Raw genomic sequence first — 21,218 nt, forward strand, 5'->3', positions numbered from 1 at the left:
GCGTGCTTGCCCGCACTTGCCCGCGATCTCCGGCACCGGCACCCCCCGGTCCCCGATCCGGATCGGACTGCCAGGCGAGACCTCGACGGCTGCCGCGGCGACCGCTGGGCCCTGCTTGCAGGATTTTCCTGGGTTCCGGTCGGAAGGGATCGCGACATCAAGATCCTCGCGGAGCGCGGGCACATGCACGAACCGCGCAGTGTGATACTTCGCAGCGCGCCGAGCGGGATCTGGTCCACGATGCCCGGCTGCGGGTGGATCTCGATGGCGCCCAGCATGTCCAGGGTGTCGGCTCGGCCCCACGGATTGGTGGCGTGTCCAGCGAGCAGCGACGACACCGAGGGTGGGGCGGCCGAGTCGATCGCTGATGGCCCCATCGGTGGGGGCACCGGGACGTTGCCGGTCCCAGGGCCGCTCTGTCGTTCCACGGTCACGAGCACGGGCTGTGCGCCCGAGCTGATCCCCTGAACGAAATCGTTGCCTCGCACAGGCCCTTCCGCTGAGTCGGACCGGCCAGGGATTGCAGGATCGTCTTCTTCGCGGTGCCCGTACTGACGTTGATCGCACCGCATGAACGGATGGATTGTCCCACCGCGCATAGCGTTTGACCGTCCATGCCAGAAAGGGCCGGGAAACGGTGTGTCAACGGGTTCTCCGGTTAACATGCAAGGCGTGTGGACTTGGCGCCCGGCTCGATCGATTCCGATCGGACCCGGCGGCGAGGGTTGGAAGTCGCCATAAAAGGGAGAAACGGTATGGGCTTGAAAAAATTGACCAGATACTGTGCTGCGTTAGCATTGTTGGCGGGCGCGAGCGTGGTGGCAGCCTCTCCAGCACAGGCCGCATCGACGATCTGCGTCGTCGTTGTGACCAGCTGCACTACAGGCTCAATTCCGGCCAGCTCTGAGCACTGGATCTACTATTACTACGACTCCGGTGTCAGCGCGTCTGGCTGCAGCGCCCGTATTCGTGACACAGGCACCAACGCGATCGTCTACTCGGGTCGAGTCGGCGTGATTTCCCATAGGTCCGGGTACGTTTACGGCCTTTACGGCCGCTACCGAATGGAGATGTACAACTGCGGCAACGGCTCGGTCGGATACCTCAAGAACAGCATCCCCTGACCCGTACACTTAGGGCCTGAGATCTTTGAGTCGGACCACCGGACCCTACCCACCGGAATGCTCGCCGTCGCCGGCCTGGTGGGCTCTGGTACCGCGCGGCCAGAAGGCGTACGGCGTCTACATCGCTCCCGGCACCGGCTACCGCAACAACAGCACCGACGGCGTCGCGACCGGCGACCAGCCCGAGGGGATGTACGCCGTCCTCGACGGTACGCACCACAACGGGGGCCGCCGAACTCCAGCACCACCAACGGCACCGCACATCACGTGAGATCCGGCCGGACGCCATCCCGTGGCGCCCGGCCGGGGGGCGAGTGCGAGCGCGCACCTCACATTCCCCTGGGCGGCCCGGTCCACGTGCGGTCGCGACCGCACTGGCCGCGACCGTACGCGAATGTCGATCTTCTACTTCTTGGTGGGTTTGGCGGTGACCAGCGGCAGGGAGACCGACGTGCCGGCCAGGTCGACGGTGACCTTGGCCCCGGTGCCGGGTTCGACGTCCTCGCCGGACTCGTTGCCGCTCACGTCGCGGTTGAAGTCGTCGTTGGTTCCGGTCAGCACCAGGCCCAGCCGGTGCCCCGCCTTGAACTCGTAATCCTGCGGCAGCATCGACCAGGTGATCTGGTACGACTTACCCGGCGTCAGCGGTGCCTGGCGGCTCAGCGACTTGTGGTTCTGCGCGTCCAGGATTCCGCGGGTGACCACGTTGAAGCCGGAGGTCGCCGTGTTGTCGCCTGCCCTGAGGTAGCAGCCGTCGTCCTCGGCCGTGCTCTGGCCGACGCAGGATTCGCCGCCGATGAACTTAAGGCCTTGCGCGGCCGTCAGGCTGTTCTCGCGGTAGTCGATCCGGGTGTCGGTGCCGTAGTCGACGAGCAGGACGCCCAGGTTGGCGGCCGGCTTGTCCAGCTTGAGGCGCAGGCTCGCCGATGGCGTTCCGGACAGCCGCATCGCGTTCTTCAGCGGCGGGGTCAGGTAGGCCAGCCGGTGGGGGTTGGGGGTGGCGGGGGTGTCGGCCATCGCGACCTCGGTCTGGGCGACGTCGAGGTAGCTGCCGGTGCCGGTCGAGGGAGTGCGGCCCAGGGAGCCGTCCTGCTGCGGCCTGAAGGTCACCTTCCGCGTCGGTGCCGGCCAGTCGGCCTGGGTGACCCACCGGTCCGGGCCGAGCTGCACATCGACGCGCGGCCGGCGCATGACGTCGTTGGCCACGCCCATCAGTTCGTGGTCGAACCACTGGTGCAGGGTGTCGACCCACGCCTCACGGCGGGCCCAGAACGGCTCGAGATGCCCGTACTGCGTCACCCACCTCTTGTGCCGCACGTCGCGGGGCAGCTTGACCCACCACTCGGAGAACTGGCTGCCGATCACGTTGCGGTCCTGCATGCCCATCACCGAGAAGACGCTGGCGCGGATGTCGCGCGCCTTGGAGATCGACCCGTCCCGGTAATCGCGCTCGTGCCAGTAGGCGTTGTAATTGCCGGTGGCGTCGTCGGAGTCTTCGCGCATCTTCTGACGCACCGCCGCACACTTCTCGAGCGGATCCTTGTCGACCCGCTCGGCCTGCCACGCCGCCGCGTCCTTGAACCAGGTGAGGACGCCGTTGATGCGCGAGTTCTCGTATCCGCTGGTGTAGCCCGCGATGTTCACGATCGTCGCCAGCCCTTGCACGCCGGTGCCGGCGACGGCGGCGCCGAGCGCGCCTTCGTAGGAGTGGCCGATCATCCCGGTCCGTCCGGTGGTCCAGGTGGCTTTGACCGGGTCGCCCTGGTCGTCGTAGGCACTCGCCCGGCCGTTCAGCCAGTCGACGACCGCCTTGCCGCCCAGCACGTCGGCGGCGCCGTAGGAGGCCGGGCAGCCCTCGGACAGCCTGGTGCCGATCATGTCGACGGACACGAACGCATACCCGCGCGGCACGAAGTAGTTGTCGTACCACATCGGGAACTTCGTCACGTTCCCGTTCGCGTCGTAGGTCTTCTTTTCGATCTCGTAGCCGACGCCCGGCTCGTCGTAATACGGGGTTTCCTGCATGATCACCGGGACCTTGAGCCCGGAACCGGACTCCTTCGGCCGGATGATGTCCACCCGGATCAGATCCTTCTTGCCGTCGCCGTCGCCGTCGCTGTCGACCGGCGCCTGCACCCGGACGTGCTCACGGATGGCGTCGGCGTAGGAGAAGACCGGCTGCGTCACCCCATCGGAGATCTTGATCTTCGGCTCGGCCGTCGCGGACGCGGCGGGAGCACCGGCGATCACGAGCGCGGTCGTGAGGGTGACTGCGGCGAGAGACGTTCGCCGTCGCGGGGTTGACATGTGCGCCCCTTCCAGGGTCGGTTGCTGTCATCGGTGCGGCCATCGCCGGCGCCATGCGACCGGTTCCGCTTGTCAGCGCGGGTGTCCTGGCCAGATCAGCGGGATCCGCGTCGGCCGGCGAGGCACACGGAGGTGACGGCGAGCGCGCCGCCGGACAGTGGCAGGCTCGTCGTGGCGCGGGCGAACGGTGAGGGTGCGACCGGCGGTGGCCTTGGTGCCGCGTGAGAGCAGCGGGCAGCCGATGGAGCACGCTTTGCGCTGAAGGTTTCCGCCTGACGGCGCCGGCAATGGGACCTGGTGCCCGGCCGGGCAGGTCACGGTGCTGTCAGCGGCCTTCGACACCCCGTCAAGCGGCGCCGAGGGCTTCGGTGATCTTGCGGGTCATCTCCGCCACGGTGGGGCTGGGCTGGCCCTGGTGAGTCCGGGCGGCTGCGTCGACGGCAACGAGGACGGTGCGGCGGAAGTTGTCGGCCTCCGCTGAATCCTGCTCCTTGAGCAGGCTCACGGCTGCGGTGAGGGCCGGCAGCACCTGGTCGGCGATGGCGGCTACCGACTTGCTGTCCAGCTTCATGTCCTTGGGGTACTCGGAGAGCACGTGCCCGACCAGCCCGGTGGCGGAGGACAGCGCGATGGAGCCCTCGGTGGCGGCCTTGTGGGGTTTGCCGGCGGCATCGGCGGCGGACATCAGCGTGACGGCGCCGTAGGCGGCGGTGCGCAGGGTGAGCGTGTCCTGGTCGGTCAGCGTGACGGACATGATGGTGTGCTCCTTGAACTGTTCTGACGTTCGATCGAATGGGCGGATGGTGAAACGCGTCCCGGTGGTGCCCAGGGCATCTCGATTGCTGAGGCCGGGCCAAGCCCAAGCCCGCGCGGAGAGGTCGACGGTTCGGCCGCCAGGGGCCGGCCGTTGGATCGAGGCCGGGCGTACCGGGGTGCGGGCTCGGTGTCAGTTGTCGATCGCCTGGTAGAGCGTGGTCCAGAAGTCGTGCATGAGCCGTATCGAATGCGGGGCGGACGCCCCGACCTGGGTGAGCAGGATGCCGGTGAGCTGGTTGGCCGGGTCGGCGTACGTCGAGGTGCCGCTGCCGCCGTCCCAGCCGAACTGGCCGATGGGTGCGTAGTCGCCGCGGTGGGTGCGTACCGCCATCCCAAACCCCCAGCCGCCGTGCTGCCCCTGACCGAACGACACATGGACGTTGTCGACGGCCATGGCGTGCCGGGCGGCCTGCTGCTCGGGGGTCAGGCGGTTGGTGGTCATCAGCTCGACGGCGGGCCGCGACAGGACCCGCTCGCCGCCGTGCATCCCGCCGTTGAGCAGCATCCGGAAGTAGGCGTGGTAGTCGTCGGCGGTGGAGACCAGCCCGCCGCCGCCCTGGAACGCCGGAGGCCGGCTCCACCGTCCGCCCGCGGGCTCGTCCCACACGTGGAACTCGCCGGTCTGGGGGTCGGGCGCGTAGAGGGTCGGAAGCCGGTCGATCTTATCGTTGGGCACGTGGAAGGCGGTGTCCTTCATCCCCAGCGGATCGAAGATGCGCTCGCGCAGGAACTCCTCGAACGACTGACCCGTGACCCGGGCGACGAGCACGCTGAGGACATCGTGGCTGATCTGGTACTGCCAGCGCTCGCCGGGCTGGTACATCAGCGGCAGCTCGCTCAGGCGGCGCATCCACTCATCCGGCCCGGGCATCGGCTCCGGCAGGTTGGGCGTGAGCCCCTGCTCGAAGACCGCGCCCATGATCGGGGTGCCCAGCGACGTCATGTCCATGCCGAGCCCGAACGTGGAGGTCAGCAGGTCCCGTACCGTGATCGGCCGCCGCGCCGGCACGGTGTCGTCCAGCGGGCTGTCGATCCGCTTCAGCACCTGCCGGTCGGCGAGCTCGGGCAGCCACGGATCCACCGGGTCGTCCAGCCGCAGCCGGCACTCGTCCAGCAGGACCATCGCCGCCGCCATCGTGACCGGCTTGGACGTCGAGGCCATCCGGAAGATCGTGTCCCGGCTCATCGGCGCGCCACCGTCACGCCGCATCGCCCCGATCACCTCGACGTGCGTCTCGTCGCCCCGGCTGACCAGGGCGACAAGCCCGGGAATCTTCCCCGAATCGACATGCCGCGCCAGCACCTCACGCAGTCTGTACAGTCCACGCTTGGACAAGCCGCTGTCGCTCTGTCCCATCATGAATCTCCTTGCCTCAAGTGTTCGATCTCTGCGAGACCCGTCCCGGCGTGCCGCTCATGGGCTTCCATGAGCGGCACGAGGGCCGGGGGTGAGCTCGGCGTGGCCCAGTTCGCAAGCCCGCAGACCGCGATCGCTGAACCGTTCATGGCGTCAACCATCGCCGACCGCACTGACGCCGGGCCGTTGCCGTCCTGACGCCGCCGCTGACATGGCACCGCACGGTCGACGGCGGGCGCGATGACGGTCATGCCCGGCTGCACCAGCGGTCGAGGGCCGCGTGGGCGGGCTGCCATTGGGTGGTGTAGGCGGCGCGGGCGGGCTCCGGCAGGGTGGCGAGCACGCTCGCGGTGGTCTGCGGGTCGGCGTTTTCCAGCAACCACGGCAGCAGCCGGGGCGCGTCGGCGCCGACCCGTCGGCCGTGGATCTGGTCGAAGGCCGCCCACTGCCTTGCGGTGAGAGCTCGCCGGATGAGCGGAATCGCCGACCGGCTGCACGTTTCCCAGGCGCGGGTCAGCCAGGCGCCAACCGCCGCCAGATCCGCCTGACCCCGCTCGGCCGCCAACTCCGCGACGACCTGCGACCGGCCTACGCGGGCCTGCGCGACAGCCTCGAACGCGCCCACCTGGCGGCCCGCGGCATCACCCACGTCATGCTGGTCTGCTGGCTGCCGGTCGAAGAACCCGACCTGACGGTGGGCCCGGTCCTGCGCCGATCCGCGGGTGGTGGCCGTGGCCGCCGAACACGAACTCACCCGGCGCACCTCCGTCTCGCTGGAGATGCTCGCGGACTTCCAGCACAGCGACGCCCCGTCGAGGCCGGACTACTGGGCCGAGGGCTTCGTCCCGTCTCACACCCGCTCAGGACACCGGATCGAGCGCGGCCCCTTGGTACACAACGCCGAGGAGATCCTCACCCTGGTCAGCACCGGGGAGCTCGTCAACCTCTTCCCCGCCCACATGATGCGCTATTGGGGCCGGCCCGACATCGCCTACCTGCCCGTCCGGGACATCGACGCCCTGTCGTACGCACTGGTGTGGCGTACCGAGACCGAGAACGACCTTATCCGGGCGTTCGCCCGAGTCGCCGCCGGCGTCGGCACCCTTGCCACCTGAGCCGCGCATCCTGGGCACGCCGCGGTGGTCACGACATGCCGACGAGTTTCCCGTCCTGCCTGGGCGGCACTACCGCTGGCGGGCCCGCGCAGATGTACGCGATAATCATCGGATGGCGAAGTCGCGGTCGTGGGCCTCCAGCCGGACGAGAGGTGTAGCCGCTTTGGGCCGATAGATCGTTGGCTTGATACACCTGCTGCTACGGCGTAGTCGCGGGCGGGGATGTTCGGGGGGATGTGAGGGTGTCCCACGCCGCCAGCGCGCAGTCCACGACGGTCTCCAGTCGTCCCCGGTCTGCTCCGTCGCGGGATTGGACGGCCATGCCCTGCAGGACGGTGGCGTAGAAGCCGGCGACGGCGTCGACGTCCGTGCCGTCCGTCACGTCGCCCTCCTCGATTCCCCGTTCCAGCCGCCGCCGGAACGACTGTGGCACGAGCGCGCGGCGTTCGGCGAGAAAGCTCCGCAGCCCGGCGTTCGCGGTCGTGCCGGTCAACGCCGCCAGCACCACCATGCAGCCCGGCGGCGTGGCCGGATCGACGAACCTGTCGGCGCTGACCCGCAGCACGCCGGCGATGCCCTCCCGGGCGGTCGCCGAGGCCTCAAGGCAGTGCAGCGGCTTGGCGCCCTCCGTCGTCCCGTACAGCTCGACGGCCTCGCGGAACAGCTGCTCCTTGGAGCCGAAGCCGGCGTAGATGCTGGCGGAGGCGATGCCCATGGCGGTGGTGAGGTCGGACATCGAGGTGCCCTCGTAACCGTGCTCCCAGAACGCCAGCATCGCCTGGCGTAGCGCCAGGTCCCGGTCGAAGCCACGCGGCCTGCCTCGTCCCGCCATGCCCGCCACCTTTCTTTGCCGATTGACCAAGATATCCCTTGACCGGCCCGGCCGCCCCCTGGTACCCATTTCTTTGCCGATCGACAAAGAAATGGGGACGACGTGACGGAACTGACCGGCAAGGTGGCGCTGGTGACGGGCGGCAGCCGGGGCATCGGGGCGGCGATCGCCCTGCGACTGGCGGAGGACGGGATGAACGTGGCCATCACCTACGTCAACGCCGACGGGGAGGCTCAGGCGGTGGCCCGGCGGATCGAGACCGGCGGCGGCCGGGCACTGGTGGTCAAGGCGGACTTCGCCGACGCGCACGCGGCGGTCGAGGCGGTCGAGCGAACCGCCAGGGAGTGGGGCCGGATCGACGTCCTGGTCAACAACGCGGCCGCGTTCGTCAACGCGGAACCGGGACAGGTGACGCCCCACGAGGTGGACCGCGTGCTCGCGGTCAATGTGCGGTCGGTCTTCCTGGCCTGCCAGGCGGCGGCCCGGCACATGGGCCCGGGCGGTCGCGTCGTCAACATCGGCACCTGTGTGACCGAGCGCGTCCCGGGGCCGGGGATGACCTTGTTCGCGATGAGCAAGTCCGCGCTCACCGGCCTCACCAAGGGACTGGCCCGCGATCTCGGTCCGCGGGGGATCACCGCCACCGTCATCCATCCCGGCCCGATCGACACGCACGCGAACCCCGCCGACGGGCCGCAGGCGCCCGGTTTCAGCCGCATGACCGCGCTCGGCCGCTACGGCACCGTCGACGACATCGCCGCCACCGTCGCACACCTCGCCGGTGAGGGAGGCCGCTACATCACCGGGTCCGCCATCAGCGTCGACGGAGGCTTCGCCGCCTGACCCGGGGCTCCGTCCCCCAATCGCGAGCCGGTGCCGGCGGTGGGGTGGGACTTCGGCTCAGGCGGCGGCGCCCGGCTGGAAGCGCGTCATCGAGGCCCGGGGCAGGTGACCGCGAGCGCTTCCGGGACGGGGTCCTGGCGCGGGCGGCGGTGGCGGGCGACCATGGGGGCCATGGAGAACGTTCCCGAGTGGTTCGTCACCCTGGCCGAGGAGTTACTCGCCGTGCCCTCGGTGGCGGGCCGCCCCGCCGATCTGCACCGGGCCCTGGACCTCGTGCTCGACTTCGCCGGGCCCGGCTTCACGGTGGAGCGGTTCGAGTCGGGCGGCAAGCCGAGTGCGCTGGTCTACCCCGCCTCGGCGGCGCGCCCGCGGTTTCCGGTGATCCTCAACGCGCACCTGGACGTGGTACCGGCGCCGCCGGAGCTGTTCGTTCCGCGCCGCGAGGGCGATCGCCTGTACGCCAGAGGCGCCCACGACATGAAGGTGTCGGCGCTGGTGATGGCGTGGGTGTTCCGCGAGTCGGCCGCCGGCCTGCCCTATCCGGTCGCGCTGCAACTCGTCACCGACGAGGAGGTCGGGGGACGCGACGGCACGCTGCACCAGCTCCGGCAAGGTGTCATCGGCGACTTCGTCGTGATCGGCGAGCAGAGCGGGCTGCGCGTGGTGACCGACTCCAAGGGCATGGTCGTGGCGAACCTGCGGGCCACCGGTCGCGGCGCGCACGGCGCCTACCCCTGGCTCGGCGACAACGCCCTGCTCAAGCTGATGCGCAGCGTCGGCAACCTGCTGGCCCGTTATCCGGTCGCCACCGAGGAGGTCTGGCGCACGACGGTGAACCTCGCGCGGGTCGAGACACCCGGCGCCGCCCGCAACCAGGTCCCCGCCGTGGCCGAGGCATGGCTGGACATCCGCTTCCCGCCCGAGGACGGCGACCTGGACGGCCGGACCACCCAACAGGTCGCCGAGCACCTGCGGGGCTTCTGCGAGCCCGGCGTCATCCCAGTCGTCGATCACGTCGACCCGCCGCACCACGCCGATCGCGACCGCCCCGAGGTGCGCGCGCTGCGCGCGGCGGCGAAGCAAGAGGGCTACGACGCCCCCTTCCTGCGCAAGCACGGCGCCGCCGACGGGCGGTTCTACTACGAGCGGGGCGTGGACGCGGTGATCTTCGGCATCGGCGGCGACGGCCAGCACGGCCCGGACGAGTACGCCGACCTGGCGACGGTGATGCCGTACCACCGAGCGCTCACGGCATTCCTCCACGCCCGCTGACCTGCCGGTCCCAGAGAGACGGCCGGCGTCGAAGCCGCCGCGAAGACGGCCGGCGTCGAAGAGAAGGGCAGCTCGGAGGCCGCAGGCGTCGGCACATCCGCGGGCGCCGAAGACCGTTACGGCACCTCCTGCGGCAGAGCGTTCCGTGGATCAAGCCTTTACCCGCGTGCCGGCGTGGTGCTCGAGGGGACGGGGGACTCTCCCGTGCACACGCTGGTGCGTGCGGCGAAACCCAAGAATCCCCAGCGCGGCGAGCAGGTGCCCGGCCGGCCAGGGCCTCGGCCCACCGGCGCCCTGGCCGCCGGCAAGACCGCCTTCATCGTCCCGGTTCACCCCCGGAAGTCATCCCCCTGCCACCGGCACGGGCCGGACTTCAACCCGCTGACGCGCACCGCTCCCCCCGTTGGATGCCCGGCGCTACGATGAGCGGCCGTTGATCGGATCGTTCAGGAAGGGCATGCCGGTGGACTTCGGGGTGCTGGGGGTGCATGCGCATCCGGACGACGAGGCGATCTGGACGGGCGGGACTCTCGCCAGGTACGCCGACGAGGGGGCCAGGACCGGCGTCGTCACGTGCACCTGGGCCGGGGGTACCCGGCGGGCCGGGGAACTGGAGCGTTCTCTGGACATCCTCGGTGCGGGCGGACCACGGCTGCTCGGCTACGCCGACGCGCGCAAGCCTGAGTCGGCGCCCGGCAGTCCCCGCTTCGTGGACGTGCCGCTCGACGAGGCGGTGGGACGGGTGGTCGAGCACATACGGGAGTTCAGGCCCGACGTCGTGCTCACCTTCGACGGGTACGGGTCCTCGGGGCATCCCGACCATGTGCAGGTGCATCGGGTGACCATGGCCGCGGTCGAAGCGGCCGGCTACGACCAGCTCTACCCGGACGCGGGCGATCCCTGGCGTCCGCGTGCGCTCTATCTGGTGACCGTTCCGCGATCTGTGGTGATCTCACACTGGCAGGCGGTGTTCGGAACGCCTCCTGAGCCGGGCATGACACTGCCGGGCGTCCCCGATGAGCAGGTCACCACCCACCTCGACGTCGAGCGGTGGGCCGAGCGCAAGTGGGCGGCCATGCACGCGCACGAGTCCGAGGTCGGACGCGGCGCGTCGATGACCTTGCTCACGGCACTGCCGGAGCAGGCCCGGGCCCAGATGCTGGCGAACGAGTGGTACCGGCGCGTCTGCTACACCGGTGCCCGGGAGACCACCCTCGCAGGGGGTTGAGCTTGCACGCGGTGCACCGCCGAACCCTTGTGCCTGCCGCACAGTGCCCCATGATCCCAGAGGGGATCATGGGGCACTTGTCGCCGCGTCGCCGTGATTCAGGGACGTGAGTCGAATGCTCGGCGACTTCCCAGAAGGGTTTCCCCGGCCATCACGGTGAAGGTGAATCCGGCGCTCGTCGGACGGCGCAACGGGACGTCGCACTTGATCCGGCGCAGTGCCTCGTTCCTGCTGAGGCCGAGCCCCTGCGCGATGAGCCGGTCCGGGCGGACCGGTACCGGATCCTCGAAGACGACCTCCACCTGGACCGGCCACGCCTGGTCGAGCGGTGCCGGCGAAGTGTCCAGCCGCCAGGCCCCCGTCCAGTCCAGGGTGAAGCGGTTGCGCCGGGCGAAAAACGGATCCAGCAGCGTGGCGGCCACCAGTCCCGGATCGTTGACGCGGTAGCCGTGGAGCTCGGCGGGATCGAAGGATCTGACCGGCGCTCGCTCGTGCACGGTGAGCTTGCTCGTCCGATCGCAGGACACGCAACGGACCAGCAGCCACACGTCCAGCAGCTTGCCGTTGGCGTTGACGCGGAACCTGCCCTCGCCGGTGGTGGCGGACTCCGACCGGCAGTCCACGCACCGCGACGACAGCAGAGGCAGCCTGGTCCGGCGAACGACCCAGGGCAGCACGGTATGAGGTTGTGAAGACATGAGCTCTCTAGACCTGACACGAGGCCGATCACGCGCGGCCTCAGACGCTGCATGGCCGGGCGCACCTGGGCAGCCCGGCGGAGCCGGCGGGAGGGCCGGCTTGGAGGTGAGCGGTAGAAGGTGTCAGATCTGAAGAGCGGGCGGGGTCACGCGGTTATGTCCTCTGTCCTCACGGCGGTCGGGGCCGCAGGCAACCTACGGGAACGCGCAAGGACGGCTCAAACGGTTTTCCGCGGCCTCTTCACCTTGGTGGAAGGCGATGGTGGCGTCGAGTGGCGGTCGCCGGTGTCCACAGGGCCGGCGGGACTCCGCGTCACCTCGGGGTGAGGACGCAGAACTCGTTGCCTTCGGGGTCGGCCAGCACCGTCCACGGCACGTCGCCCTGGCCGACGTCGCTGTCGGTGGCGCCGAGGGCCCGCAGCCGGGCCACCTCCGCCGCCTGGTCGTCACCGGGGTACGGCCGCAGGTCCAGATGGACGCGGTTCCTCACGGTCTTCACGTCGGGTGTGCGCAGGAACTCCAGGTACGGGCCGACGCCCTTGGCCGAGCGCAGCGTCGCGTGGTCGCCGGTCACCTCGTGCAGGGTCCAGTCCATCGCCTCGCCCCAGAACCGGGCCATGGCCCGCGGGTCGGCGCAGTCGACCACCACCGCGGCGATCGGCCCGGTGTCCCGGTAGATCTCCCGAGGCTCCAGCACGCAGAACTCGTTGCCTTCGGGGTCGGCCAGCACCGTCCACGGCACCTCGCCCTGGCCCACGTCGGCGGGCGTCGCGCCGAGCCCCCGGAGCAGCGCGACGAGTTCGGCCTGGTGGGCCGCGGAGGTGGTGGCGAGGTCGACGTGCACGCGGTTCTTCACCGTCTTGGGGTTCGGGTCGCGGACGACGTCGATGCAGACGGCGGCGGGGTCGGGGTAGACGAAGCCCACGGGTTCGAGGTTGGTCACACCGGGCCCCTCGCTGGAGACACCCCAGCCGAGCGCCTGGGCCCAGAACCGGCCCACCGCGGAGTCGTCCCCGGCCTTCATGTGGATCTGCACAAGCCTTGTCGCCATGGCGCCGATCCTATGCCCGCGCTGATCAGGGAACCGCCGGGGGCGCACACCCGCCACGCACGGCGGAGCGGTGATCCCAGCGCGGCGCGAGGGACGTGCGGCCCGTGGAGGGACGTGGCGGGTATTCTCCTGCGAACGCGTGCGCACGGATCACGCGGGCGGGAGGGTCGGCGATGGTTCTGGAGGGCACGGCGCGGGCGCTGCTGCGCAGGGTGGCGGGCGAGCAGGTCGAGGCGCGGGTGCCGTCGCTGGTGGCGGCGGTGCTCAGGGACGGCGAGACGGTCTGGTCCGGCACCCGGGGCGAGGTGGACGGCGCGCCGCCCGGGCCGGGCACGCAGTACCGCATCGGGTCCATCACCAAGAGCATGGTCGCCACCGTGGTGATGCGGCTGCGCGACGAGGGGCTGCTGGACCTGAACGACCCGCTGGACAAGCACCTGCCCGGCACACCCGTCGGCGAGGTCACCGTCGCCCAGTTGCTGGCCCACACCGGCGGCCTGACCGCCGAGCCGCCCGGCCCCTGGTGGGAACGCACCCCCGGGGTGGACCCCGCCACGCTGACCGCCGCGCTGGACGGCGCCGCCGCCAAGCACCGGCCCGGCCGGCGCCACCACTACTCCAACGTCGGGTTCGCGCTGCTCGGCGAGGTGGTCGCCCGGCACCGCGGCGTGCCGTGGGACCTGGCGCTGCGCGAGGAGGTGCTGGAGCCGCTCGGCATGCGCGACACCACCACCCGGCCCCGCGCCCCGCACGCCACCGGGTACGCGGTGCACCCCTGGGCCGACGTGCTGCTGCCCGAACCCGAGCACGACGCCGCCGCCATGGCCCCGGCCGGGCAACTGTGGTCCACCCTGCCCGACCTGTCCCGCTGGGCCGGGTTCCTCGCCCGCGGCGACCGGTCGGTGCTGGCCAGTGCCACGCTCGCCGAGATGCGTGAGCCGGCCACGGTGGACGACGGCGACGCCTGGACCGGCGGCTACGGCCTCGGCATCCAGCTCCTGCGCCACCGGGGACGCCGCCTCGCCGGGCACGGCGGTTCCATGCCCGGCTTCCTGGCCCTGGTGTGGGCCGACCCCGCCGACGGCACCGGCGTGGCGTTCATGGCCAACACCACCTCCGGCCTGCGCCCCGCCCTCGGCACCGACCTGCTGGACATCCTGGACGCCCACGAGCCCGTCATCCCTGGCCCCTGGCGGCCCGCCGCCTGCGACACCGGCCTGCTGGAGCTCACCGGCCCCTGGTACTGGGGACCCGCCCCGTACGTGCTGCGGCTGCGCTCGGGACGCGAGCTGTCCCTCGGCCCCGCCGGCGGGCACGGCCGCGCGTCCCGGTTCGCCTCGCGCGAGGACGGCACCTGGGTCGGCCTGGAGGGCTACTACGCCGGGGAGACCCTGCGCGTGGTGCGCCGCCCCGACGGCACCGTCAGCCACCTGGACGTCAACACGTTCGTCTTCACCCGCGAGCCCTACGACCCGGCCGCCCCGGTGCCCGGCGGCGTCGAGGAGAGCGGCTGGCGGTGAACCCCGGCTCAGGCCTCGGGGGCGTAGGTCAGGTGCAGCACGCCGGTGGCGAAGGCGCGCGACTCCACCAGCCGCAGCGGGATCTGCGCCGACTCCTCGAACAGGCGGGCCCCGGCGCCCACCACGATCGGGTGGACCAGCAGCCGCAGCTCGTCCACCAGGCCGGCCGACAGCAGCGTGCGCACCAGCGTGGCGCTGCCGCTCATCGCGATGGCGGCGCCCGGGCCCTGCTTGAGCCGGGTGACCGCCTCCACCACGTCACCGCCGATCAGCGTGCTGTTCTCCCAGTCCGGGGCCGTCATGGTGGTGGACACCACGTACTTGGGGGTGGCGTTGATCCGCCCCGCGATCGGGTCGTCGTCGGCGGTCCGGCCGGCGAACGCCCCGGAGAACTCCTCGTAGGTGCGCCGCCCCATCAGCATGGTGTCGGCGCCTGCCAGGTGGTCTTCCACCGCCTGGCCCATCTCGTCGTTGAAATAGGGGAAGTGCCACTTCTCGGGCGCCTCCATGACGCCGTCCAGGGAAAGGAAGAACGACGCGACGATTCTCTTCATCGTGATCTCCTCGGGGGGTGGGCGGGCACGCGGCTCACTGGCAGGGTCGCCGCCGCGGCCCGCCCGGCGGCACCCGCCCGGCGGGCGCCAGGGGTCGGTTAGGGGGCAGGGTGACCCGGTGGTGGCGGAGCGGTGAATCTTCGGAAAGGGGCACCCCGGCGGGATTAAGCCCCGGCCGTGGTGTCATATGTGGGGGTATGAACCCCGTAACGGTGTGCCTCCCATGAGCGAACCGGACTACCGGCCGATCGCCGACACCCAGGCCGCCGCACGGCGCAGCGAGCTGCTGCGTTCCATGCCCGGCATCTGGGTGCAGGACGACGATGACGACGACCCGATGCTGATCCAGGCCGACGGCAGCCCCGTCGACACCTGGCGCCAGCACTACCCCTACGACGAGCGCATGTCGCGCCCCGAGTACGAAAGCGACAAACGGCTGCTGCAGATCGAGCTGCTGAAGCTGCAGTACTGGCTGAAGGCGACCGGCGGCCGGCTGGTCATCCTGTTCGAGGGCCGTGACGCCGCCGGCAAGGGCGGCACCATCAAACGCTTCATGGAGCACCTCAACCCGCGCGGCGCCACCGTGGTCGCCCTGGAGAAGCCCAGCGAGCGCGAACGCACCCAGTGGTACTTCCAGCGGTACATCGCCCACCTGCCCGCCGCCGGGGAGATCGTGATGTTCGACCGCTCCTGGTACAACCGCGCCGGGGTGGAACGCGTCATGGGGTTCTGCAGCCCCCAGCAGTACACCGAGTTCGTCCAGCAGACGCCCCAGGTGGAGCGCATGCTCGTCGAGTCCGGCATCAACCTGGTGAAACTGTGGTTCTCGGTGTCCCGCGCCGAGCAGCGCACCCGCTTCATCATCCGCCAGGTCGACCCGGTGCGGCAGTGGAAGCTCTCCCCCATGGACATCGCCTCCCTGGACAAGTGGGACGACTACACCCAGGCCAAGGAGGAGATGTTCCTGCACACCGACACCGAGATCGCCCCGTGGACGGTCATCAAGAGCAACGACAAGAAACGCGCCCGCCTGGAGGCGATGCGCCACGTGCTGAACCTGTTCGACTACGACGACAAGGACAAGCAGGTGGTCGGCACGCCGGACCCGCGCATCGTCATCTCCGCCGGCGACATCTTCGACGAGGACCACACCGCCGAGTCCTGAAGCCGGGGTTCACCGGTCGCCGGGCAGGCCGTCCAGCAGGCCGGCGTCGTGGACCAGCAGGGCGATCTGCACCCGGTTGTTGAGGCCGAGCTTGGCCAGGATGCCCGACACGTGGGTCTTGACGGTGGGCACGCTCAGGTGCAGCACCGCGCCGATGTCGGCGTTGGAGCGGCCCTCGCCGACCGCCACGGCGACCTGCCGCTCGCGCTCGTTGAGCCGCGCCAGGCGGGAGGCGGCATGGTCGCGGCGCAGGTCGCGGCCGGACTCGGCGACCCGGGCGATCAGCCGGCGGGTCACCGAGGGCGACAGCACCGGCCGGCCCTGCGCCACCTGGCGCACCGCCGCGACGATCTCGGCGGGCGGGGTGTCCTTGAGCAGGAACCCGGCCGCCCCGGCCCGCAACGCGCGCAGCACGTGGGCGTCGGCGTCGAACGTGGTCAGCACGATGACCTCCGGCGCGCCCTCCCTGGCCCGCAGCGCCTCGGTGGCCGCCAGGCCGTCCATCGCGGGCATCCGGATGTCCATCAGCACGACGTCGGGCGCGTGCCGCTCGACCAGCGGGCGCACCTCGGTACCGTCCCCTGCCTCGGCCACCACCCGGATGTCGGGCGCGCCGCCCAGCATCATCGCCAGGCCCGCCCGCACCAGCGGATCGTCGTCGGCGATCAGCACGCCGACCGTCCGCTCCCCCGGCTGGGTCATGAGGCCATCACGACGGCCAGGGTAACCAAGCCGCGACCCGCCAGCCACCCGCGGCCGTCGGCCCGTGCTCCAGCCGCCCGCCTGCCAGCCCCACCCGCTCGCCGAGCCCCACCAGGCCCTGCCCCGGCTCGCCGGCGGGCACCGGCGCGGCGGGGAACGGCCCCGGCGGGGTGTTGCTGACCTCCACCGCCAGGCCCCGGCCGGGGGAACCGGCCAGGTGGACCGCCACGTCGGCGCCGGGAGCGTGCTTGCGGACGTTGGTGAGGGCCTCCTGCACGATGCGGTACGCGGTGCGGCCCACCGCCCCGGGCACCGAGCCCTCGGTCTCCTCGCGCAGGTCCACCCGCATGCCCGCCAGGCCCGACTCGGCGGCGAGCTGCCGCACGTCGGCCAGGGTGGGCTGCGGCAACTCGCCGACCGGGGCGCGCAGCACCCCGATCACCTCCCGCAGGTCCTGCAACGCCTGGTGCGCGCTCTCACGGATCACCTTGGCCGCCCGCGCCAGGTCCTCCGGCGGCGCGCCGGGACGGTACTCGAGCGCCCCGGCGTGCACGCTCAGCAACGACAGCCGGTGCCCCAGCACGTCGTGGATCTCCCGGGCGATCGCCTCCCGCGCCTGGTGCTGGGCCTGCTCGGCCCGCAGCCGCGCCTCGGCCTCGGCGCGCACCGCCCGCTCACCCAGCGACTCCACCAGGCGGCGCCGGTGGTGCAGGACCAACCCCCAGCCGACCACCGCGCTCTGCGTCACCACCCCGAGGAGCAGCAGCAGCCCCCACGGGGCGTCCGGCTCGGGACGCAGCCACACGTAGCACAGCGCGGCCAGCAGGCTCAGCCCGTACAGCGCGCCGCTCACCCGCGGCGGCCGGTGCACCGCCACGGTGAACAGCGCCACCAGCATCGCGCCCGCGACCAGCTCGGAATAGGCCGACACCGCCACCAGCGCGACCGTCAGCCCCACCGGGTGGCGCCGCCGCACCCACAGCGCCGCGCAGCCCAGCGCCCCGGTGAGCTGATCGAGGTTGAACAGCCACTGCGGCAGCGGCGGGCCCTCGTCCCAGCGTATGGCGGCCGTCCACACGCCGAACAGCACCGCCAGCAGGAACAGGGCGGTGTCGTCGAACGCGTGCCGCAGGCGCCGCCGCGGCGTGGCCGGGGTCGTGTCCATCCTGCCCGGGAGCCTACGGCGCCGCCGCCCCCGCCAGGATCCCGGCGCCGCGCCGGATACCGAAGTCGGCCCGATCCGCTACTTTGGTCGCTCCCCGGCCCGCCCCGCGGCGGCGTGGCTACCGAAGTCGCCAGGCCGCCTGCTTCGGTCACGCCGCGGTCCCGGCGTCCTGCGACCATCGGACGCCGGGTGCGGGCCTCATGGCCGATCCACCGGCGGTGCGGGCGTGCCTAGGCTTCCCGCATGCGCAAACCCATCGCGGTCATCGGCCTGATCCTCACCGTGCAGGGGGTCAGCGGGGCCATCGACCACCTTGCCGTGCAGCCGTTCTTCGGGCCGGTACTGAACTTCTTCAACCGCCAGATCATCCCCCGGGTGGACGCCCTGACCGGGTACGAGCTGTTCGCCAACCTGCTGCTCGCCGCCGTCGGCGTCGTGATCATGGCCGCCGCCCACCACCGCTCCTGACCCGCGGGGCCGGGCGGGCGCGCACGTGCACGCGTTCCCCCTGCGGCCCGAACAGGCTGAGCAGCTCCACCGGCTCGGGGCCCTCCGCGGTGAAGGCGTGCGGCACCCGGGTGTCGAACTCGGCGGCCTCCCCCGCGCCGAGCACCAGGTCGTGCTCCCCGAGCAGCAGCCGCAACCGGCCCGACAGCACGTACAGCCACTCGTAACCCTCGTGCGTGCGACGCTCCAGCGGGCCCCGGCCCGGCGGTGCCGGCGGGATGATCATCTTGTAGGCCTGCACGCCGCCGAGGTGCCGGGTCAGCGGCACGAACGTGCGGCCGAAGCGGGTGAACGGCTCGGGGTGGACCCGCGGGTCACCGGTCGGCGGCGCCCCGACCAGCTCGTCCAGCCGCACCCCGTACGCCTTGGCCAGCGGCAGCAGCAACTCCAGCGTGGGCTTGCGGCCCCCCGACTCCAGCCGCGACAGGGTGCTCTGCGAGATGCCCGTGACCTGGCTCAGCTCGGCCAGCGTCGTCCCCCGCTCCCGCCGCAACGCCCGCAGCCGCGGGCCCACCTCTCCCAGGACATTCGCCGTCTCGTCATTTGCCGACATGGCAAGAAATTTTGTCAAACGGCGGGCTGAGGCCGAGCATCGCCCCATGAGCGAACGAGACCAAAGCCCCGCACCCGGCGGGCATTCCGTTGACGAACCGGTCCCCGCCCTCGACGGGCGGCGCTACGACGTGGTGGTGATCGGCGGCGGCGCCGCCGGGCTGAGCGGCGCCCTCACCCTGGGCCGGGCACGGCGATCGGTACTGGTGGCCGACGCCGGGCAGCAGCGCAACGCCCCCGCCTCCCACGTCCACACCTACCTCACCCGGGACGGCACACCGCCCGGCGACCTGCTCGCCGCCGGCCGCGCCGAGGTGACCCGCTACGGCGGCCACATCGCCGCCGCCACCGTCACCGCCCTGAGCCGCCGCCCCTCCGGCGACTTCGCGGTGACCCTGGAACCCGCGCCCCCGGCGCCGGGCGGCGCGACCGGGGCGACGGTGCTGGCCGCCCGGCTGCTGGTCGCGACCGGGCTGGTGGACGAGCTGCCCGGCGTGGACGGGCTCGCCGGGCGCTTCGGCCGGGACGTGCTGCACTGCCCGTACTGCCACGGCTGGGAGGTCCGCGACCAGACGATCGGCGTGCTGGCCACCGGCCCCCTGTCGGTGCACCAGGCGTTGTTGTGGCGGCAGTGGAGCCCCGACGTCACCTTCTTCCGGCACACCGCCGAAGAGCTCGGTCCCGACGAGGCCGAGCAGCTCGCCGCACGGGACGTCACGGTGGTGGACGGCCTGGTGACCTCCCTGGAGGTGACCGGCGACCGCCTCAGCGGGGTCCGCCTGGACGACGGCCGCGTGATCCCCGTGCACGCCCTGGCCGTCGCCACCCGCCTCACCGCCCGCGCCGACCTGCTCGCCCCCCTCGGCCTCACCTCCGCCGACCGCCTGATGGGCCCCCACGTGATCGGCACCCACATCCCCGCCGACCCCACAGGCGCCACCGCCGTCCCCGGCGTCTTCGTCGCCGGCAACGTGACCGACCCCATGGAACAGGTCATCGGCGCCGCCTGGTCCGGCGTCCGCGCCGCCGCCGCCCTCAACGCCGACCTGATCAACGAGGAGACCCGCGCCGCCGTCGCCGCCCGCAGGGAGGCCGCACCCGTCGCGTGACCACCCGGCACCCGGCCGATCAGGCGCGCAGGTGCGTTACAGTGCTGGGCATGCAGCAGTTCTTCTTCCAGCTCGGCTAGGCCTCCGCCGGCGAGACGAGGCGTGTCCCGTCGCCGGCGACGCGGGGCGGCGTGGTGCCGTCCCGGGGCCGACGTGGGAGAAGAACAGGCATGCGCGTGTACGCGCCAATTCTCACCATCCCGCGTCCCGGCGCCCTCGCCGTCACGTGACGGCGGCGCGCCTGGTGGCGCGGTGCGTGCGCGGGCTGGAGGCGGCGGTCGCCGCCGAGATCCTCCAGGCCGGCGACACCACCATCACCCGTATCGGGCATCGCGAGGTCCACTACCGCGCGTCCGCGGCCGTCATGCCGCGGATCGCCGACGACGTGTTCCTGCTGGCGGCACGGTGGCCCGACATCGGCGCCGGCCGGCAAGGGCTGGCCGCGCTCGCCGGCCTCGCCGCGTCCGCCGACGCCAGGGCGCTGACGCGGCTGCGGGAACGGTACGCGGGCCCCGTCCCGGTCACCGGGGTCGAGGTGTCCGCCTCGTTCCTCGGCCGGCGGAACTTCACCCGCTACGACGCCGAGGACGCCACCGGCCCCGTGCTGGCCCGGCGCCTCGGCGTCCCCTACCACTCCCGGCGCGCCGGAGCCGTGCCCGCCGCCACCGGCGGCGGCTGGCGGCTGACCCTGGACGGGGAGTCGGCCACCCTCATGCTGCGGGCCGCCCCCCGCCCGCTGCACCGGCGCCCCTACAAACAGGCCGGCCTGCCCGGCACCCTGCACCCCCCGGTGGCCGCCGCGATGGCCCGCCTGGCCGGCCTCCAGCCCGGCCACACCGTGCTGGACCCCTGCTGCGGCGCCGGGACCCTGCTGGCGGAGGCCTACCTGCACCAGCCGGAATGCGTACCCCGCGGCTACGACCTGTCACCGGCCGCCGTCCACGCCGCACGGGCCAACACCGCCGCCGCCACCGGGACCGGCCCGCCGATCACCGTGGAACGGGCCGACGCCGGGCGTCTCCCGGTCGCGGACGGCACGGTCGACCGCGTGTTGTGCAACCCGCCCTGGGGCGGGCAGGTCCCGCCGGGCGGCCTGCTGGCGCGGTCCGCCTCGGCGTGGTGGGCCGGGCTGCGCCGGGTGCTGGCGCCCGGCGGGGCGGCCGTGGTGCTGCTCCCCGGCGCGGCGGACATCGCCGCCGGGATCGGGCACGGGTTCGTCCCCGAGCACGTCCAGCGGATCCGCCTGTCCGGCGCCCAGCCCTACATCGCCCGCTTCGCCGTCCCCGGCCGCTGATGGGGGG

22 protein-coding genes are annotated in these 21,218 nt (G+C 71.9%); 11 read left to right on the forward strand and 11 right to left on the reverse strand.

Going from position 1 to position 21,218, the window contains the following annotated elements; translation table 11 throughout:
* Positions 1–674 precede the first annotated feature (674 nt).
* Both ABGB17_RS19165 and ABGB17_RS19170 read left to right on the forward strand, forming a co-directional pair.
* Positions 675–1,124, forward strand: a complete 450-nt coding sequence (locus ABGB17_RS19165; protein WP_347631348.1) for a hypothetical protein — start codon at positions 675–677, stop codon at positions 1,122–1,124.
* A gap of 25 nt (positions 1,125–1,149) precedes the next feature.
* Positions 1,150–1,395 carry an arabinofuranosidase catalytic domain-containing protein gene (locus ABGB17_RS19170; RefSeq protein WP_347631350.1) on the forward strand — a complete coding sequence of 82 codons (246 nt, stop codon included), beginning with the start codon at positions 1,150–1,152 and terminating at the stop codon, positions 1,393–1,395.
* Positions 1,396–1,529: 134 nt separating this feature from the next.
* Here the strand turns inward: ABGB17_RS19170 and ABGB17_RS19175 are convergent, their stop codons facing one another.
* The 4 genes from ABGB17_RS19175 to ABGB17_RS19190 form a co-directional block, all read right to left on the reverse strand.
* A complete protein-coding gene (locus tag ABGB17_RS19175; RefSeq protein ID WP_347631352.1) occupies positions 1,530–3,431 on the reverse strand; it encodes a CocE/NonD family hydrolase in 1,902 nt (633 codons plus the stop codon).
* A 346-nt stretch (positions 3,432–3,777) separates the two neighbouring features.
* Complete coding sequence (locus ABGB17_RS19180; protein ID WP_347631354.1) at positions 3,778–4,185, reverse strand: hypothetical protein; 408 nt, start codon at positions 4,183–4,185, stop codon at positions 3,778–3,780.
* A 192-nt stretch (positions 4,186–4,377) separates the two neighbouring features.
* Positions 4,378–5,604, reverse strand: a complete 1,227-nt coding sequence (locus ABGB17_RS19185; RefSeq protein WP_347631521.1) for a serine hydrolase domain-containing protein — start codon at positions 5,602–5,604, stop codon at positions 4,378–4,380.
* Between the two features lie 247 nt (positions 5,605–5,851).
* The gene (locus ABGB17_RS19190) at positions 5,852–6,358 is read right to left on the reverse strand and encodes a hypothetical protein (RefSeq protein ID WP_347631356.1); all 507 of its coding nucleotides are present in this window, start codon (positions 6,356–6,358) and stop codon (positions 5,852–5,854) included.
* Between ABGB17_RS19190 and ABGB17_RS19195 the strand changes: the two genes are divergently transcribed.
* Entirely contained in the window at positions 6,336–6,719 is a 384-nt protein-coding gene (locus ABGB17_RS19195) for a LysR substrate-binding domain-containing protein (protein WP_347631358.1), read from the forward strand. The two genes, ABGB17_RS19190 and ABGB17_RS19195, sit on opposite strands and share 23 nt — an antisense overlap.
* Positions 6,720–6,918: 199 nt before the next feature.
* On the opposite strand, the gene ABGB17_RS19200 is transcribed toward ABGB17_RS19195, so the two are convergent.
* The gene (locus tag ABGB17_RS19200) at positions 6,919–7,551 is read right to left on the reverse strand and encodes a TetR/AcrR family transcriptional regulator (protein ID WP_347631360.1); all 633 of its coding nucleotides are present in this window, start codon (positions 7,549–7,551) and stop codon (positions 6,919–6,921) included.
* Positions 7,552–7,653: 102 nt separating this feature from the next.
* Between ABGB17_RS19200 and ABGB17_RS19205 the strand changes: the two genes are divergently transcribed.
* From ABGB17_RS19205 to ABGB17_RS19215, 3 genes are all read left to right on the forward strand, one after another.
* Positions 7,654–8,394, forward strand: coding sequence for an SDR family oxidoreductase (locus tag ABGB17_RS19205; RefSeq protein WP_347631362.1), 741 nt, complete (start codon positions 7,654–7,656; stop codon positions 8,392–8,394).
* A 171-nt stretch (positions 8,395–8,565) separates the two neighbouring features.
* The gene (locus ABGB17_RS19210) at positions 8,566–9,666 is read left to right on the forward strand and encodes a M20 family metallopeptidase (protein ID WP_347631364.1); all 1,101 of its coding nucleotides are present in this window, start codon (positions 8,566–8,568) and stop codon (positions 9,664–9,666) included.
* 433 nt (positions 9,667–10,099) lie between these two features.
* Positions 10,100–10,894: a PIG-L family deacetylase gene (locus ABGB17_RS19215; protein ID WP_347631366.1), complete on the forward strand. Its 795-nt coding sequence runs from the start codon at positions 10,100–10,102 to the stop codon at positions 10,892–10,894.
* A 98-nt stretch (positions 10,895–10,992) separates the two neighbouring features.
* Here ABGB17_RS19215 and ABGB17_RS19220 read toward each other — a convergent pair whose 3' ends face one another.
* Both ABGB17_RS19220 and ABGB17_RS19225 read right to left on the reverse strand, forming a co-directional pair.
* Complete coding sequence (locus ABGB17_RS19220; protein WP_347631368.1) at positions 10,993–11,571, reverse strand: DUF1062 domain-containing protein; 579 nt, start codon at positions 11,569–11,571, stop codon at positions 10,993–10,995.
* Positions 11,572–11,905: 334 nt separating this feature from the next.
* Entirely contained in the window at positions 11,906–12,643 is a 738-nt protein-coding gene (locus ABGB17_RS19225) for a VOC family protein (RefSeq protein WP_347631370.1), read from the reverse strand.
* A gap of 173 nt (positions 12,644–12,816) precedes the next feature.
* Here ABGB17_RS19225 and ABGB17_RS19230 point away from each other — a divergent pair, with 173 nt between their 5' ends.
* On the forward strand, positions 12,817–14,163 hold the full coding sequence (locus ABGB17_RS19230) for a serine hydrolase domain-containing protein (RefSeq protein ID WP_347631372.1): 1,347 nt from the start codon (positions 12,817–12,819) through the stop codon (positions 14,161–14,163).
* Positions 14,164–14,171: 8 nt separating this feature from the next.
* On the opposite strand, the gene ABGB17_RS19235 is transcribed toward ABGB17_RS19230, so the two are convergent.
* On the reverse strand, positions 14,172–14,717 hold the full coding sequence (locus ABGB17_RS19235) for a dihydrofolate reductase family protein (protein WP_347631374.1): 546 nt from the start codon (positions 14,715–14,717) through the stop codon (positions 14,172–14,174).
* A 223-nt stretch (positions 14,718–14,940) separates the two neighbouring features.
* Between ABGB17_RS19235 and ppk2 the strand changes: the two genes are divergently transcribed.
* Complete coding sequence (ppk2, locus tag ABGB17_RS19240) at positions 14,941–15,882, forward strand: polyphosphate kinase 2 (protein ID WP_347631376.1); 942 nt, start codon at positions 14,941–14,943, stop codon at positions 15,880–15,882.
* Between the two features lie 9 nt (positions 15,883–15,891).
* Here ppk2 and ABGB17_RS19245 read toward each other — a convergent pair whose 3' ends face one another.
* Entirely contained in the window at positions 15,892–16,584 is a 693-nt protein-coding gene (locus ABGB17_RS19245; protein WP_347631378.1) for a response regulator transcription factor, read from the reverse strand.
* Between the two features lie 7 nt (positions 16,585–16,591).
* A complete protein-coding gene (locus ABGB17_RS19250) occupies positions 16,592–17,749 on the reverse strand; it encodes a histidine kinase (RefSeq protein ID WP_347631380.1) in 1,158 nt (385 codons plus the stop codon).
* A 243-nt stretch (positions 17,750–17,992) separates the two neighbouring features.
* Between ABGB17_RS19250 and ABGB17_RS19255 the strand changes: the two genes are divergently transcribed.
* Positions 17,993–18,217, forward strand: a complete 225-nt coding sequence (locus ABGB17_RS19255) for a hypothetical protein (RefSeq protein ID WP_347631382.1) — start codon at positions 17,993–17,995, stop codon at positions 18,215–18,217.
* Here ABGB17_RS19255 and ABGB17_RS19260 read toward each other — a convergent pair.
* Entirely contained in the window at positions 18,189–18,809 is a 621-nt protein-coding gene (locus ABGB17_RS19260) for a helix-turn-helix domain-containing protein (RefSeq protein ID WP_347631384.1), read from the reverse strand. The two genes, ABGB17_RS19255 and ABGB17_RS19260, sit on opposite strands and share 29 nt — an antisense overlap.
* 46 nt (positions 18,810–18,855) lie before the next feature.
* Between ABGB17_RS19260 and ABGB17_RS19265 the strand changes: the two genes are divergently transcribed.
* Together ABGB17_RS19265 and ABGB17_RS19270 are read left to right on the forward strand one after the other, a co-directional pair.
* Entirely contained in the window at positions 18,856–19,917 is a 1,062-nt protein-coding gene (locus ABGB17_RS19265; protein ID WP_347631386.1) for an NAD(P)/FAD-dependent oxidoreductase, read from the forward strand.
* 226 nt (positions 19,918–20,143) lie between these two features.
* A complete protein-coding gene (locus ABGB17_RS19270; RefSeq protein ID WP_347631388.1) occupies positions 20,144–21,211 on the forward strand; it encodes a methyltransferase domain-containing protein in 1,068 nt (355 codons plus the stop codon).
* Positions 21,212–21,218: the final 7 nt, after the last annotated feature.

The sequence above is a fragment of the Sphaerisporangium sp. B11E5 genome (assembly GCF_039871875.1).
Classification (GTDB): Bacteria; Actinomycetota; Actinomycetes; order Streptosporangiales; family Streptosporangiaceae; genus Sphaerisporangium.

Bases quoted from the DNA above. Each gene is read 5' to 3' on its own strand.
- ABGB17_RS19175 (WP_347631352.1), bottom strand. From the start codon at position 3,431: ATGTCAACCCCGCGACGGCGAACGTCTCTCGCCGCAGTCACCCTCACG.
- ABGB17_RS19180 (WP_347631354.1), bottom strand. From the start codon at position 4,185: ATGTCCGTCACGCTGACCGACCAGGACACGCTCACCCTGCGCACCGCC.
- ABGB17_RS19185 (WP_347631521.1), bottom strand. From the start codon at position 5,604: ATGGGACAGAGCGACAGCGGCTTGTCCAAGCGTGGACTGTACAGACTG.
- ABGB17_RS19200 (WP_347631360.1), bottom strand. From the start codon at position 7,551: ATGGCGGGACGAGGCAGGCCGCGTGGCTTCGACCGGGACCTGGCGCTA.
- ABGB17_RS19210 (WP_347631364.1), top strand. From the start codon at position 8,566: ATGGAGAACGTTCCCGAGTGGTTCGTCACCCTGGCCGAGGAGTTACTC.
- ABGB17_RS19225 (WP_347631370.1), bottom strand. From the start codon at position 12,643: ATGGCGACAAGGCTTGTGCAGATCCACATGAAGGCCGGGGACGACTCC.
- ABGB17_RS19230 (WP_347631372.1), top strand. From the start codon at position 12,817: ATGGTTCTGGAGGGCACGGCGCGGGCGCTGCTGCGCAGGGTGGCGGGC.
- ABGB17_RS19235 (WP_347631374.1), bottom strand. From the start codon at position 14,717: ATGAAGAGAATCGTCGCGTCGTTCTTCCTTTCCCTGGACGGCGTCATG.
- ppk2 (WP_347631376.1), top strand. From the start codon at position 14,941: ATGAGCGAACCGGACTACCGGCCGATCGCCGACACCCAGGCCGCCGCA.
- ABGB17_RS19245 (WP_347631378.1), bottom strand. From the start codon at position 16,584: ATGACCCAGCCGGGGGAGCGGACGGTCGGCGTGCTGATCGCCGACGAC.
- ABGB17_RS19250 (WP_347631380.1), bottom strand. From the start codon at position 17,749: ATGGACACGACCCCGGCCACGCCGCGGCGGCGCCTGCGGCACGCGTTC.
- ABGB17_RS19255 (WP_347631382.1), top strand. From the start codon at position 17,993: ATGCGCAAACCCATCGCGGTCATCGGCCTGATCCTCACCGTGCAGGGG.
- ABGB17_RS19260 (WP_347631384.1), bottom strand. From the start codon at position 18,809: ATGTCGGCAAATGACGAGACGGCGAATGTCCTGGGAGAGGTGGGCCCG.
- ABGB17_RS19265 (WP_347631386.1), top strand. From the start codon at position 18,856: ATGAGCGAACGAGACCAAAGCCCCGCACCCGGCGGGCATTCCGTTGAC.